Source organism: Microbacterium sp. UFMG61 (assembly GCF_015354505.1).
GTDB lineage: Bacteria > Actinomycetota > Actinomycetes > Actinomycetales > Microbacteriaceae > Microbacterium.
In genome coordinates this window covers 330,726-344,841 of sequence record NZ_JACAFP010000001.1, presented here as the reverse complement: position 1 = coordinate 344,841, position 14,116 = coordinate 330,726, and the positions used below count along the sequence as shown (strand labels likewise).

12 protein-coding genes are annotated in these 14,116 nt (G+C 67.1%); 4 read left to right on the top strand and 8 right to left on the bottom strand.

What is annotated here, in order from left to right:
- Window positions 1–150 precede the first annotated feature (150 nt).
- Genes IXW21_RS01700 through IXW21_RS01685 form a run of 4 tightly spaced genes read left to right on the top strand, consistent with a single transcriptional unit; the run spans window position 151 to window position 4,917 of the window.
- Window positions 151–1,497: an extracellular solute-binding protein gene (locus tag IXW21_RS01700; protein WP_194762514.1), complete on the top strand. Its 1,347-nt coding sequence runs from the start codon at window positions 151–153 to the stop codon at window positions 1,495–1,497.
- Complete coding sequence (locus tag IXW21_RS01695; protein WP_194762513.1) at window positions 1,494–2,444, top strand: carbohydrate ABC transporter permease; 951 nt, start codon at window positions 1,494–1,496, stop codon at window positions 2,442–2,444. Before IXW21_RS01700 ends, IXW21_RS01695 begins: the two co-directional genes overlap by 4 nt.
- Window positions 2,444–3,355, top strand: a complete 912-nt coding sequence (locus tag IXW21_RS01690) for a carbohydrate ABC transporter permease (protein WP_194762512.1) — start codon at window positions 2,444–2,446, stop codon at window positions 3,353–3,355. The genes IXW21_RS01695 and IXW21_RS01690 overlap by 1 nt, the downstream gene beginning before the upstream one ends.
- A gap of 38 nt (window positions 3,356–3,393) precedes the next feature.
- Window positions 3,394–4,917, top strand: a complete 1,524-nt coding sequence (locus IXW21_RS01685; protein ID WP_194762511.1) for an alpha-N-arabinofuranosidase — start codon at window positions 3,394–3,396, stop codon at window positions 4,915–4,917.
- A gap of 93 nt (window positions 4,918–5,010) precedes the next feature.
- Here the strand turns inward: IXW21_RS01685 and IXW21_RS01680 are convergent, their stop codons facing one another.
- The 8 genes from IXW21_RS01680 to IXW21_RS01645 all read right to left on the bottom strand — a co-directional run bounded on the left by IXW21_RS01680 (window position 5,011) and on the right by IXW21_RS01645 (window position 14,063).
- Window positions 5,011–6,024: an arabinan endo-1,5-alpha-L-arabinosidase gene (locus IXW21_RS01680; RefSeq protein WP_194762510.1), complete on the bottom strand. Its 1,014-nt coding sequence runs from the start codon at window positions 6,022–6,024 to the stop codon at window positions 5,011–5,013.
- A 5-nt stretch (window positions 6,025–6,029) separates the two neighbouring features.
- The gene (locus IXW21_RS01675) at window positions 6,030–7,529 is read right to left on the bottom strand and encodes an alpha-N-arabinofuranosidase (RefSeq protein WP_194762509.1); all 1,500 of its coding nucleotides are present in this window, start codon (window positions 7,527–7,529) and stop codon (window positions 6,030–6,032) included.
- A 58-nt stretch (window positions 7,530–7,587) separates the two neighbouring features.
- On the bottom strand, window positions 7,588–8,247 hold the full coding sequence (locus IXW21_RS01670; protein WP_194762508.1) for a DUF624 domain-containing protein: 660 nt from the start codon (window positions 8,245–8,247) through the stop codon (window positions 7,588–7,590).
- Window positions 8,244–9,593, bottom strand: a complete 1,350-nt coding sequence (locus IXW21_RS01665; protein ID WP_194762507.1) for an arabinan endo-1,5-alpha-L-arabinosidase — start codon at window positions 9,591–9,593, stop codon at window positions 8,244–8,246. The genes IXW21_RS01670 and IXW21_RS01665 overlap by 4 nt, the downstream gene beginning before the upstream one ends.
- A 1-nt stretch (window position 9,594) precedes the next feature.
- Complete coding sequence (locus IXW21_RS01660) at window positions 9,595–10,560, bottom strand: carbohydrate ABC transporter permease (protein WP_194762506.1); 966 nt, start codon at window positions 10,558–10,560, stop codon at window positions 9,595–9,597.
- An 8-nt stretch (window positions 10,561–10,568) separates the two neighbouring features.
- A complete protein-coding gene (locus IXW21_RS01655) occupies window positions 10,569–11,474 on the bottom strand; it encodes a carbohydrate ABC transporter permease (protein ID WP_228528037.1) in 906 nt (301 codons plus the stop codon).
- Between the two features lie 82 nt (window positions 11,475–11,556).
- Entirely contained in the window at window positions 11,557–12,879 is a 1,323-nt protein-coding gene (locus IXW21_RS01650) for an ABC transporter substrate-binding protein (protein ID WP_194762505.1), read from the bottom strand.
- A 173-nt stretch (window positions 12,880–13,052) separates the two neighbouring features.
- Entirely contained in the window at window positions 13,053–14,063 is a 1,011-nt protein-coding gene (locus IXW21_RS01645) for a LacI family DNA-binding transcriptional regulator (RefSeq protein ID WP_194762504.1), read from the bottom strand.
- Window positions 14,064–14,116 lie beyond the last annotated feature (53 nt).

Genomic DNA, 14,116 nt, shown 5'->3' with positions numbered 1-14,116 from the left:
CGCACCCTCCTTTCGAATCGCTCACTGTGCAGATTCGGGCCGCTGAAACCTGCAAAGTGAGCGATTCGAAAGTCCGGGAAGTACTTGCCGACGGGATTACATCGATGTAATGATGGAGCCAACCCCGCCCGCAGTCACAAAGGAGTGACGATGACACCCCCGCTCGATCTGTCTCGGCGGCAGTTCCTCACTGCCGCCTCCGTCACGGCCGCCGCAGCTCTGCTCGCCGGCTGCGCCCCCGGCACCGTCCCCGGCGCGAACGGCGCGAACACCACGACCCTGCAGTTCTGGCATCTGCTCTCGGGCGGAGACGGCGTGACCATGTCGCAGCTGCTCGACACCGCGAACAGCTCTCAGAATGCGTACCGCATCCGTCCCACCGTGCTCGCCTGGGGCACGCCGTACTACACGAAGCTCGCCATGGCGGGCGCCGGCGGCCGCGCCCCCGACGTCGCGATCATGCATGCCACCCGCACGGTCGGCTGGGCCCCCGGCGGCCTGCTCGATCCGTGGGACCTCGATCGTCTGGCCGACCTCGGCGTCGACAGCACGACCTTCCCGAAGCCGATCTGGGAGAAGGGCTTCGTCGGCGAGAACATGTACAGCATCGCGCTCGACGCCCACCCGTTCGTGGCGATGTTCAACACCGACATCTGCGATGCGGCGGGCGTGCTCGACAGTGACGGGCGTCTGCAGGAGACGTCGTCGCCCGACGAGTTCGTCGACCAGCTGCGCACGATCGGCGGCAAGGCCGAGGGCCACGCCCTCTCGTACGGCTACCTCGGCGACGGCGCTCAGATGTGGCGTCTCTTCTACACCTTCTACTCGCAGCACGGCGCCGCGATGGAGCTGCCCGCCGGCGGCAAGGCCGTGATCGACAAGGATGCCGCGGTCGAGTCGCTCACGCTCATGCGCACCCTGCTCGACGGCGAGATCGCGCTCGCCCAGGCCGACTACGGCAGCGCCGTGGCCGAGTTCGCGGGTGGCAAGAGCGGCATGCTGTTCACGGGCGTCTGGGAGCTGCGCACGATGCAGGGCGCGAAGATCCCGTTCGACGCGACCATGATCCCGACCCTCTACGGCACCCCGGCCGTCTACGCGGACTCGCACTCGTTCGTGCTGCCGCACCAGACCAGGGCCGACGAGAAGAAGCGCGACCTCACCTACCGGTTCGTCGCCGACATGCTGAAGGGCTCGTTCGGCTGGGCCGAGGCGGGTCATATCCCCGCCTTCCTGCCCGTCACCGAGTCTCCCGAGTACGCCGACCTGATCCCGCAGGCCCACTACGCCGAGGCCGCGCAGCACGTGGTCTACGACCCCACCGCGTGGTTCACGGGCAGCGGATCGAACTTCCAGGGCGAGTTCGGCGCCGCCGTGCAGGGCGTGCTGCTCTCGGGCGATGACCCCGCCGCCGCGATCGACCGCTTCGAGGCCCGCGTCAACACACTGCTCCGACAGCCGAACCCGGCCGACCCCGAGGGAGCGTTCGCATCATGACCCTCGCGACGGATTCCACCCGCACCATCGTCACCGGCTCGAAGTCGGCCTCGCCCACCCGGCGCCCCGGCTCGTCCCGCAACCGTGAGCAGCTCATCAGTTGGGCATTCCTCGCGCCGTTCCTGATCGCGTTCGCGCTGTTCCTCGTCTGGCCGATCGTGCACGGCATCATCCTCAGCTTCACCGACCAGTCGCTCACCGGCGCCGGCGGATCGTTCATCGGCTTCGCGAACTACGCCGAGGCGCTCACCGACCCCAAGATGTGGCAGTCGATGGGCAACACCGTGTGGTTCACGCTGCTCTCGACCGTCCCGCTCGTCGTGGTCGCACTGCTCATGGCGGCCCTCGTCGACCGCGGCATTCCCGGCCAGTGGCTGTGGCGCCTGTCGTTCTTCATGCCGTATCTGCTGGCCTCGACCGTGATCTCGCAGATCTGGGTCTGGATCTTCAACCCGCAGATCGGCGCCGCGAACAACATCCTGAAGGCGTTCGGTCTCGAGCCGCTGGCCTGGCTGCAGAACCCCGACACCAACATGCTGTCGATCGTGATCGCCACCGTCTGGTGGACGGTCGGGTTCAACTTCCTGCTGTACCTCGCGGCGATGCAGAACATCCCGCCGCAGCAGTATGAAGCGGCATCCCTCGACGGCGCAGGGCCGTGGCGGCAGTTCTGGTCGATCACGCTCCCCCAGCTGGGACCGGCGACCGTGCTGATCCTGATCCTGCAGATCCTGGCCTCGCTCAAGCTGTTCGATCAGGCGTATCAGATGCTCGGCGGCGTCGCGAGCGACACCACCCGCTCGATCGTCCAGTACATCTACGAGGCGGGCTTCGTCAGCTACCGATTCGGCTACTCGGCCGCGATCTCCTATGTGTTCTTCGCTCTCATCGTCATCATCGGCGTCGCGCAGGCTCTGATCTCGCGCCGCCGGAAGGAGCAGCTGTGATGTCCTCCGCCACCCTCACCGAAACCATCACCACCTCCGCCGCCAAGCCCCCGCGCGCCCGCCGCTCGCACCTCCCCGGTCAGAAGCCGTTCGGCGCATTGCGCATCAGCGCACTCGTGGTGCTCATCGTGCTCGCGATCGGCTGGCTGCTCCCGTTCCTGTGGGCGGTCGCCACGGCCTTCAAGACCGAGACGGATGCCGCGAGCGGCGACCCCTCGTGGATCGGCGCCTCCGGCCCGACGATCGAGGCGTTCACGGCGATCCTGTCGCAGGGCAACGTCTACATCTGGGCGTTCAACAGTCTGTGGACCTCGGTCGCGGTGACCCTGATCACCCTCGCGATCTCGGCCCTGGCCGCCTACGCGTTCTCGCGCCTCGATTTCACCGGCCGCAAGTGGTTGTTCGTCGCGGTCATCGCCTCGATCGTCGTGCCGCCACAGGTGCTGATCATCCCGCTCTTCTACCAGATGCTCGCGTTCAACATGATCGACACCTACTGGGGCCTGATCCTGCCGCAGGTCGTCGCCCCCGCGATGGTGTTCATCCTGAAGCGCTTCTTCGACGCGATCCCGATCGAGCTCGAAGACGCCGCCCGCGTCGACGGCGCCAGCCGCCTGCGCATCTTCTGGTCGATCGTCCTGCCGCTCTCGCGGCCGATCCTGGCATCCGTCGCGATCTTCGTGTTCATCGGCGCGTGGAACAACTTCCTCTGGCCGTTCCTCGTCATCAACGACACCACGCTGATGACGCTGCCGGTCGGCCTCCAGACCGTGATCAGCGCCTACGGCGTGCAGTACGCCCAGGTGATGGCGCAGGCGGTGCTCGCCGCACTGCCGCTCATCATCGTCTTCATCATCTTCCAGAAGCAGATCGTCAAGGGCGTCGCGACCAGCGGCTTCGGCGGCCAGTAGTCCCCCACCCGGCTCGAGAGCCAGAACCTAGGAGAGCAATGTCTCAGGCCCGCATCACCATCGACCGCGACTTCACCATCGCCGACGTCCCCCGGAGGCTCTTCGGATCGTTCGTCGAGCACATGGGGCGCTGCGTGTACACCGGAATCTACGAACCGGGGCACCCGCAGGCCGACGAGCGCGGCTTCCGTCAGGACGTGCTCGCCCTGGTGAAGGAGATGGGTCCGACCGTGGTCCGCTACCCCGGGGGCAACTTCGTCTCGGGCTACCGCTGGGAAGACGGGGTCGGCCCGGTCGAGGACCGCCCCGTGCGCATCGACGGCGCCTGGCACACGATCGAGACCAACGCGTTCGGTCTGCACGAGTTCATGGACTGGGCCAAGGAGGCCGACGTCGAGGTCATGGAGGCCATCAACCTCGGTACCCGCGGCGTCGAGGAAGCGCGGTCTCTCGTCGAGTACGCGAACCACCCCAGCGGCACCTACTGGTCAGACCTTCGTCGCAAGAACGGTGCCGAGAAGCCGTTCGACATCAAGCTGTGGTGCCTGGGCAACGAGCTCGACGGACCGTGGCAGATCGGCGGCAAGACGGCGACCGAGTACGGCCGCCTCGCCCAGGAGTCGGCCAAGGCCATGAAGCTGGTCGACCCGACGATCGAGCTCGTCGCGGTCGGTTCGTCGGCCCGCTCGATGCCGACGTTCGGCACGTGGGAGCACACCGTCCTCACGCACGCCTACGACGAGGTCGACTTCGTCTCGATGCACGCGTACTACCAGGAGCACGACGGCGACGCCGAGTCGTTCCTCGCGGAGTCGGTCGACATGGATGCCTTCATCGACGGCGTCATCGCGACCATCGACGCCGTGAAGGCGGCCGGCAAGCACACCAAGCAGGTCGACATCTCGTTCGACGAGTGGAACGTGTGGGATCAGCGGAAGTTCAACGACGTCGAGTCGGTCGAGATCGCGAAGGCCGGGTGGAAGCAGCATCCGCGTGTGATCGAGGACACGTACAACGTGACGGATGCCGTGGTCGTGGGCACGCTGCTCAACAGCCTGCTGCGTCACGGCGACCGCGTGAAGATCGCGAACCAGGCGCAGCTCGTGAACGTGATCGCGCCGATCCGCTCGGAGGAGAACGGTCCGGCCTGGCGCCAGACCAGCTTCTGGCCCTTCGAGCGCATGGCGCGCCTGGCGAAGGGCCGCATCCTGCGCCTCGCGGTGTCGGCGCCGCAGATCGAGACGAAGCGCTACGGCGGGGTCGACGCCATCGACGCCGCGGCGACCTGGGACGAGGAGACCGGACGCGTCGTCGTCTTCGTCGCGAACCGCTCGCTCGACGAGGAGAGCGACCTGACCGTCGACCTCCGCGGCATATCGGGCCTGCGCGTCGTCAACGCCGAGACTCTGACGATCCCCGAGGGCGGCGACCGCCACACGTCGAACCTCGAGACGACGCAGGATGCCGTGCACATGGTGCCGCTCGCTGCGGCCGAGGTCGTCGACGGTGCGGTGCGCGCGACGCTCCCCCCGCTGTCGTGGTCGGTGATCGAGCTGGCCTGAGCGCCCCCACCCCCTGAACGCGACGAAGCCCGGCATCGATCGATACCGGGCTTCGTCGTGTCAGCTCCCGACCGCTCCCCCCGAGCGACGCGGTCACTCCGATGAGCCGTCAGCCGGCCACTCGACGCGAGGCCACCCGTCGGCCCACGTGATCGGCAGCAGTCCGAGGGTCGCGACCCCGTCCGCACGGCCGTCGTAATAGTGGAACGCGAGGGTGTCGGCCGAGACCGACTGCCCGCCCGGGCCGATCCGCTCGCCGTCTGTGGTGAGCACGACGGTGCCTCCGTCATCGAGCAGCGCGCCGCCCTCGGCATCCAGATACGGACCGCCGACCGATGTCGACCTGCCCACGATGATCTCGTAGGTGCTGTCGACCCCGCGGCAGCAGAAGCCACGGGAGGCGAACAGATAGAAGGCTCCGTCGTGCGCCACGATGTACGGGGCCTCGATCGCGTTCTCGATCAGCCCGCGGTCGGCGAGACGCAGCGGCTCCTCCTCATCGGCGCGCAGGCCGCTCGGCCACGACAGCTGCACCATGCGGATGCCCGACGAGAACGACCCGAACGACATCCAGGGCACGCCGTCCTCGTCTTCGACGATGCCGGGATCGATCGCGTTGAAGTCCGTTCCGGCCGAGGCGATGACCTCGCCGCGGTCGACCCATTCGTACTCGGGATCGTCGGGGTCGAGCGTCGTGTTGGTCGCGAGCGCGATCACCGAGGTGCTCGAGCCGAAGGTGGATGCCGAGTAGTAGAGGTACCACGTGCCGTCGTGTTCGTAGAGCTCGGGCGCCCACAGGTTGTCGACCCCCGGCACTGCTTCTGTCAGCCACGCCGGCTTCTCGGACCACACCTCGCCGACGTACTCCCACGCGATCCCGTCATCGGACCGCCGGATCTGCACGGAGCCGTCGCCGATCTGCCCGTTGCCCGTCGAATAGACGAATGCCTCGTCCCCATCGCGCACATATGCCGGGTCGTGCACGAACACGTCGCCCGACGGCGTCTCCGCCGGGGCCACAGCCTCCGGCGGAGACGCGCAGCCGGCCAGCGCCGCCGCGAGGGTGAAGACTGCGGCGGCGCCGGCCAGGCGTGCGAGGCGGATCATGCCGGTCAGCCGAGGGCGAGCGCCGACCACGAGACCGGCGGCAGGGTGACGGTGAGCACGCCGTCGGCGAGCACCGCGCCGTCGAGGCTCTTCAGCCCCACACGCTCCTGATCGGCGAGCGTGTTCTTGGCGTACACGTCGTCGTCCCACACGGCGACCGCCTCGACGATGCGCGTGGCACCGAGCTCGGAGACCGCGATGCTCACCTCGATCGCGTCGGTCTGGCTACGGTTCACGAGGAACACTGCAGAGTCGGTGCCGTCGGTCGTCACCACCGAGTCGATGAGCGGTGCGGCTCCGTGCACGGCCGTCTCGTAGGTGGGCACGTCGATCCGCGGCTTCACGATCTCGCCCTTCGCGAGCCTCGACGTCACCGAGAACGGGAAGAACGTGGTCTGACGCCAGGCGGCGCCGCCCGGCTCGGTCATGATCGGGGCGATGACGTTGACGAGCTGCGCGAGCGAGGCGGACGCCACACGGTCGTGGTTCTTCAGCAGGGTGATGAGGAGGTTGCCGAGCACCACGGCGTCCGCCACCGAGTACACGTCCTCGAGCTGACGCGGTGCGACCCGCCACTCGTCGTTGACCTCATCGGATGCCTGATGCTCATCGAGGTACCAGATGTTCCACTCGTCGAACGAGAGCTTGATCTTCTTCGACGACTTGAGCTTGTTGCCCACGTGATCGGCGGTGGAGACCACGGTCTCGATGAAGTACTGCATGTCGAGCGACGAGGCGAGGTACGACGCGAGGTCGCCGCCCCGCTCCTGGTAGTACGCGTGGCACGAGATGAAGTCGACGTGCTCGTAGGCGTGCTCGAGCACCGTGCGCTCCCAGTCGCCGAACGTCGGCATCGACGACCCCGACGACCCGCACACGACGAGCTCGAGATCCTTGTCGGCCGCCTTCATGGCCTGCGCGGTGCGGGCGGCGATCTTGCCGTAGTCATCGGCCGTCATGTAGCCGGTCTGCCAGGGACCGTCCATCTCGTTGCCGAGACACCACATGCGGATGTCATGCGGCTCGACGGTGCCGTTCGCGATGCGCTGGTCGCTGAGCGCCGTGCCCGAGGGGTGGTTGCAGTATTCGAGCAGGTCGAGGGCGGCCTCGATGCCGCGGGTGCCCAGGTTCACCGCCATCATCAGCTCGGAACCGGTCAGGGCGAGCCAGCGGGAGAACTCGTCGACGCCGACCTGGTTCGTCTCGATCGAGTGCCAGGCGAGATCACGGCGCACCGGTCGCTGATCCCGCGGTCCCACCGAGTCCTCCCAGCGGAAGCCGGAGACGAAGTTGCCGCCGGGATAGCGGATCGTGGTCGAGCCCAGTTCGCGTACGAGGTCGACGACATCGAGCCGGAACCCGTCTTCGTTGGCGGTCGGATGCCCGGGCTCGTAGATGCCGTCATAGACGCAGCGGCCGAGGTGCTCGACGAACGAGCCGAAGATGCGTCGGTCGATCGTCGCGACGACCGCCTCACGGTCGATGGAGATGCGTGCCTTGGTCACAGGGTTTCCTTCTCTGGTACGGGCCGACTCGGCGAGCAGGCGTAGGGGTCGGTGGGGGTCAGTACGGATTGTCGGCGTCGTCGGGTCGGCGAGCATCGATCGCCTGCAGGCGCCGATCGATCATGTGCGCCACGAGCGCGAGCGGAAGAGAGGCCCCGACGAGCGAGATGACGACGGGGAAGACGGCTGCGATCACCGCGAAGGCGACGAGCACCACGAGCACGCCGACACCGGTGAGCGGGGTGGAGAACACCAGGGGCAACGCGTAGCGCAGCACGGCGAGAGGGGCATCGCGGTAGCGCACGAGCAGCGTGACGCACACGATCCACATCAGCAGCACTGCGAGCGCCGTGACCGAGGTCAGCACCGTCAGCACGGCTGCCAGCGGGCCGTCGAGCCTCGGCAGCACGACGGCGTCTGCCGCGAGCAGCGCAGCGGCGATGAGGAACGGGATTCCGGTCAGGTTCGCCCGGACGAACGATGCGCGATAGGCGCGGACGAATCGACGCACGGTTCCTGCTCCCCCATCGTCGTCACCGGCGCCGTGGAGCAGCACGGTCGTCGCGGCCACGCTCGCGGGCATGATCCCGAGCACCCCGAGTCCGACCACGACTCCCGCCGCGAAGAGGAGGTTCACCAGCACCAGCGTGCAGACCGCTTGCAGAGCCTGCATGATCCGGCCGGTCCAGCCGAGCCCGACCTGCGCGTCGGCGCTCACGACCGCACCGCCTGCGAACCGCTCCAGACGACGCCGTGCTCGTCGATGCCGCTGAAGGCGAGCACCGTGCGCTCGGCGACGGGATCCCGGGCGCCGAACACCACGGCCTCGAGGACCACGTCCTCGGCATCCACGTCCTCGGCATCCGTGTCCTCGGCATCCGTGGTGTGTGCACGGTCCGACACCCGCAGGGTGAGCGAGGTCGACACCGGGTCGCCGTCGCACGACACCGCCGACTCGCAGCGCACGCGACGGGAGTCGACCATCGTGGACGTCTCGGGGGCGAAGCGCACGGCATCCCACTCCCCCGCGACCGGCGCGGCCACGGTCAGCCGCTCGGTGCCGACTCCGGCGAACGGATGCGGCGACACGACGGGCCATCCGGATGCCGTCCAGTGCACACGCCGCACCTGCGCCTCGTGCCGCGTCGGATCATCCGCGAAGCGCACGTGGTGCACCATGAAGGTCGCGTCGCCGTCGCGGAAGATCGAGTTGTGTCCCGGTGCGATGAGGCCGATGCCGCCGGGGAATCGGAGCCCACCGAGGATCTTCGTGCCCGTCACGAGTGCTTCGCCGTCCGGCGGCGAGGTCAGGTCGCGCCCCTGGTGGTCCCGATACGGACCGGTGATCTCGTCTGCCACTCCGACGCGCACGCTGTAGGTGTCGACCAGCGAGTCGAACGAGACGAACAGCACGTAGCGGTCGTCCTGATCTCGGTGCAGCACGTAGGCGCCCTCGATCGCACCGTCGACGCTCTGCGGCCTCCGGGCGATCAGCGCGCCGGGCTCGTCGCGCAGACGCAGACCCGTCTCGCGCGACAGCTCGACCGCATGGATGCCGCCGAAGAACGACCCGTAGAGCATCCAGGGCGCGCCCGCCCTGTCCACGATGACGGCGGCGTCGATCGCGTTGTATCCGTCGCGGTCGTGACTCGTGGAGATCACGATGCCGCGGTCGACCCAGGGCCCCGCGAGATCGGTCGCCGTCGCCAACCCGATGGCCGAGGTGCGCGACCCGAAGGTCGACGCGGAGTAGTACATGTGCCAGAGGCGGGCGCCGTCAGCGGTCGGCCAGCGCACGACCTCGGGAGCCCACAGTCCGGAGGCCCCGCTCCATTCCCGCGCCTGATCTGGCACTCCCTCGAGCGCGGTGCCCCGATACGTCCACTCCACCAGGTCGGGCGAGGTGCGCACGTGGGCTCCGGCCGGCACCCGATCGGCGCCGGCCACGGCATCCGTCGAGAACATGTACCAGAGCCCGTCGTCGCCGCGCACGACGGTCGGATCGTGCGCGTGGGTGGCGCCCCAGGTCGAGGTGTCGATATCGATGTCGATGTCGGCGTGCATGTCAGCCCTTCGCTCCGGTGAGCGCCACGGATTCGATGATCTGCTTCTGGAACACCACGAACACGGTGAGCACCGGGATCAGCGCGATGAACGACGCCGCCATGATCAGCGGATAGTCGGTCTGGCTGGCGTAGGTGGCGTTGAAGCTGGCGATGACGAGCTGCAGCGTCTGACGTTCGGGGGTGTTCAGGTAGATGATCGGTGCGAGGTAGTCGTTCCACACCGCCATGAACCAGAGGATGAACTGCGCGGCGATCGCCGGCCGGATCGCCGGGAAGATGAGCGTCCCGAAGATGCGCAGGTACCCGGCGCCGTCGAGCTTCGCCGCCTCGATGATCGAGTCCGGCACCGAGTCGAGGTACTGGCGCAGGAAGAAGATCATGACGATGTTGCCGAAGATCCCGGGCAGGATGAGTGGCCACAGCGTGTCGACGAGTCCGGCGTTCGCGAACATCGTGAACTGCGGGATCATGATCGTCGGGAACGGGATCATGATCGCTGCGAGCAGCGACAGGAACACGACGTTCTTGAACGGCAGCCGCATCTTCGCGAATGCGAACGCCGCGATCGCGGAGCTCACGGTGCCGACGATCGTGACGCTCACCGACACGATGAGGCTGTTCACGATGCCGCTCGCGAGCGGACCGGCAGACCACACTCGGATGTAGTTCTCCCACTGCACGGGATCGGGGATCCACTGCGGTGGCAGCGCGAAGACGGCCTCCTTGGTCTTGAGAGAGGTGCTGAAGGTCCACAGCAGCGGCGCGATCATGATCACACCGCCGAGCGACAGCACGGTGAGGAGGATGGCGTCGACGATGCGGCGTCGGGCGGTGCGCGACCGTCCCGTCGTCACGCCGTTGCCGGTCGGACGCCCCACACCTCCGCGAAGCGTGCGGCGACGGCGGGCGGTGGGGACGGTGACCGCGACGGTGTCGTCGGCGGTCTCGGATACGAGCTGACTCATGATGGGCCTCAGTCGATCGAGAACTGGAAGCGGCGGTTGATCCGGAACTGGATCGCGGTGATCACGAAGACCAGGAGCCCGAGCACGACCGACATCGCGGTGGCGTAGCCCATCTGCAGGTAGTTGAATGCCTTCTGCCAGATGTACCAGACGATGGATGCCGTCGAGAACTCGGGGCCGCCGGTCGGGGTCATGATGTTGATCTCGATGAAGATCTGGGCGCCGCCGATGATGCTGGTCACGACGAGGAAGAACGTCACCGGACTCAGCATCGGGATCGTGATGTGCCGGAACTGCTGGAACGCGTTCGCGCCGTCGATGGCCGCCGCCTCGTACAGATGCCTGGGCACCGACTGCAGTGCGGCGAGGTACAGCAGCATCGAGAAGCCGAGGCCCTTCCACACCGACATGATGATGATCGCGGGCTTCGCGGTGTCGGCGTTCTGGAGCCAGTTGGGCCCGTCGATGCCGACGATCGCGAGCACCTGGTTGATGAGACCGAAGTCGCCGTTGTACGCCCACTGCCAGAGGATCGCGACGGCGGCGAGCGACGAGATGACCGGCACGTAGTAGACGGTGCGGAAGAACGTCGTGCCGCGCATACTGCGATTGAGCGCGAGCGCGAGCAGCAGCGACAGGACGAGTCCGATCGGGATGCCGATCATCAGGAAGACGGTGTTGCCCATCGCCTGCCAGAAGTACGGGTCGTTGAACATCTCGACGTAGTTGTCGAGCCCGTTGAAGACCGGGTCGCTCAGACCGTTCCATTTGGTGAACGAGGCGTAGAACGAGAACAGCAGCGGGTACGCGATGAAGATCAGGAAGCCGAGCACGGGGATCGCGACGAACGCGGCCGCGACGAGATGTTCACGGCGGTGCAGTCGGGAGCGACGGGATGTCATCGTCGTCGACATGGTCACCTCTTCTCAGAGAACGGGGCGGATGGGGCTGCGGGGTGGCTGCGGGGCCGCGCACACGCACGGCCCCGCACGATGATCAGCCGATGCCGGCGTCGGCGTTGGCCTTGTCGAGGAGCTCCTGCATGCGCGGCTGCACCTCGGAGAGGTAGTCGGCGGCGGTCTGCTTGCCGTCGAGCACGGGCTGGATGTTCTTGAAGAGCTCGTCGTACCACTCGGCGCTGTAGGTCGTGTTCGCGGGCAGGGCGCGACCGTCCTCGTTGACGATGTCGAGGAACTCCTGCTTGTTGGCGGGAGGCAGCGTCGCAGAAGCCACCCACGTGTCGGCCATGTCCTTCAGGTTGGGCACCTGGACCCCGGCGTCGACGAGGGACTGCTGCGCGGTCTCATCCGTGGAGAGGTAGATCGCGAGCTTCGTCGCGAGGTCGGCATTCTTCGACGACTCCGCGACCGCGATGCCGAGTGTGCCGATCCACGTGGAGGTCTCGCCGGTCGAGCCGACCGGGTACGGGATCAGATCCCAGTCGAAGTCCAGCGTCTCGTAGGTGGGCACGTCCCACGGCCCGACCGGGAAGAACCCGATCTCGCCCTGCATCCATCGCTGGTAGGTGTCGAGGGTCTGCGCGTCGGTGACCGACGGGGTCACCTGCGCGACGTTCTGCATGTCTGCGAAGAACTGCAGGGCCTCGGCGAACTCGGGGCTGTCGACGGTGACCTCGGTGCGGTCGTCGTTCAGCCAGTCGCCGCCGTTCGACCAGACGAAGGACTGCAGGTTCCACTGCACGTTGAGGCCGGTGCCCCACTGATCGAGGACGCCGTCGCCGTCGGTGTCGAGCGTGAGCTTCTTGGCGACGTCGATGAACTCGTCCCACGTGTAGGGCTCGTCGACCGAGGGCAGCGGGATGCCCGCGGCCTCGAACATCGTCCTGTTGTAGCCGAACGAGAAGGGACCCACGTCCTTGGGCATCGCGTAGATCGGGCCCTGACCCATGAGAGCGCCGTCGAAGCGGTAGCTGTCGACGCCGTACTGCCAGACGTCGTCGAGATCGACGGAAGCCTCGACCTCCTCCGTGATGTCCTTGATGATCCCGGACTTCACGTACGCCTGCACGCTGCCCGGATCGACGTAGAAGACGTCGGGGATCTGCTTGCCGGTGATCGCCGCCTTGAGCTTGGTGCTGTACTCGTCGGCCGTCGTCATGATGATCTTCACCGTGACGTCGTTGTCCTTCTCGAACTGCTCGATCGCTGCGGTGTACGCCGCCTTCTCCGCGTCGCTGCCGCGGAACATGAAGGTGAGGGTGTCGCCGTCACCGCCTGCGGCGGCGCCGGTCGAGCATCCGGTGAGTGCTGCCGAGGCGAGGGCGATGACGCCGGCGACGGCCAGGATCCGTGACTTCATTGTGCTGTGATTCCTCTCGGGAGATGACTGCGTTGTCGTCGCTCGGCTGCATCGCTCAAGCGATCCCACAATTTACAACGTTGTAGTAAACGTTGTAAATGTATTGTGACTCCATTCGGAGGAACTGTCAATCGCCATTTCGACGTCGTCCGACAGGGCCTCGGGAAGACGGATCAGGCCGAAGGGGCGGATTCCCGCTCGAGGATGCTGTAGTCAGCCAGCAGCGTCCTGGCGGGGACCTCGACCGCCCCCGCGATGCGCTCCAGCAGCGTGGACACGGCCGTCTTCGCGATCCACGCGCGACCCGGATCCACCGTCGTGAGCGACGGGATCGAGTAGGCGGCCTCGTCCAACCCGTCGAAGCCGACCACCGCGACGTCATCCGGCACTCGGCGTCCCGACTCCTGCAGCACCCGCATCGCACCGAGCGCGAGGGTGTCGTTGAGCCCGAACACCGCATCGAACTCGCCGCCTCGTGCGAGCAGTTCGCGCATGGAATCAGCGCCGTTCGCCCGATGCCACAGGGTCGTGTAGCCGATGATCGTCTCGTCGTAGCCGATGCCCGCGGCCTCGAGCGCCGCACGATAGCCCTGCAGACGCAGAGCTGCAGAGCCGAGGACCTCGCCCTCGTGCGCGCCCACGACAGCGATGCGACGCCTCCCCTGTGCGAGCAGGTGCTCGGTCGCGGCGCGCGCCGCCTCGACGTTGCGCATGGTGACGTGATCGGCGGGACCGTCGAAGATGCGCTCGCCGAGAAGCACCAGCGGAAACGACACGTCGAGCGCCGCGGCATCCTGCTGACCCATGCCCAGCGGGCTGAAGATCAGGCCATCGGTGAGCTTGAGTCGGGGGCTGCGCAGCAGATCGAGCTCGCGAGTGCGATCCGCGCCGGTCTGCTCGACGAGGACCACGACTCCCGCCGCCTCCGCCTCCTGGATCACGAGCGCGGCGAGCTCGGCGAAGTACGGCAGTCCGAGGTCGGGCAGTGCGAGGGCGATCGCACCCGTGCGTCCGGAACGGAGATTGCGGGCGGTGAGGTTGGGGGTATAGCCGAGCTCCGCGATCGCCGCCTCGACCTTCTCGCGCGTCGCCGGACGGATGTGCGGATAGTCGTTGATGACGTTCGACACCGTCTTGATCGAGACGCTCGCGAGGCGGGCGACGTCGTGCAGCGTCACCGCCATGGCGCCTCCTGGATCAGTGCGATGTCAACGTTGCAGAAATGCTGCCTCACCGC

Bases quoted from the DNA above. Each gene is read 5' to 3' on its own strand.
- IXW21_RS01700 (WP_194762514.1), top strand. From the start codon at position 151: ATGACACCCCCGCTCGATCTGTCTCGGCGGCAGTTCCTCACTGCCGCC.
- IXW21_RS01695 (WP_194762513.1), top strand. From the start codon at position 1,494: ATGACCCTCGCGACGGATTCCACCCGCACCATCGTCACCGGCTCGAAG.
- IXW21_RS01690 (WP_194762512.1), top strand. From the start codon at position 2,444: ATGTCCTCCGCCACCCTCACCGAAACCATCACCACCTCCGCCGCCAAG.
- IXW21_RS01685 (WP_194762511.1), top strand. From the start codon at position 3,394: ATGTCTCAGGCCCGCATCACCATCGACCGCGACTTCACCATCGCCGAC.
- IXW21_RS01680 (WP_194762510.1), bottom strand. From the start codon at position 6,024: ATGATCCGCCTCGCACGCCTGGCCGGCGCCGCCGCAGTCTTCACCCTC.
- IXW21_RS01665 (WP_194762507.1), bottom strand. From the start codon at position 9,593: ATGCACGCCGACATCGACATCGATATCGACACCTCGACCTGGGGCGCC.
- IXW21_RS01660 (WP_194762506.1), bottom strand. From the start codon at position 10,560: ATGAGTCAGCTCGTATCCGAGACCGCCGACGACACCGTCGCGGTCACC.
- IXW21_RS01655 (WP_228528037.1), bottom strand. From the start codon at position 11,474: ATGTCGACGACGATGACATCCCGTCGCTCCCGACTGCACCGCCGTGAA.
- IXW21_RS01650 (WP_194762505.1), bottom strand. From the start codon at position 12,879: ATGAAGTCACGGATCCTGGCCGTCGCCGGCGTCATCGCCCTCGCCTCG.
- IXW21_RS01645 (WP_194762504.1), bottom strand. From the start codon at position 14,063: ATGGCGGTGACGCTGCACGACGTCGCCCGCCTCGCGAGCGTCTCGATC.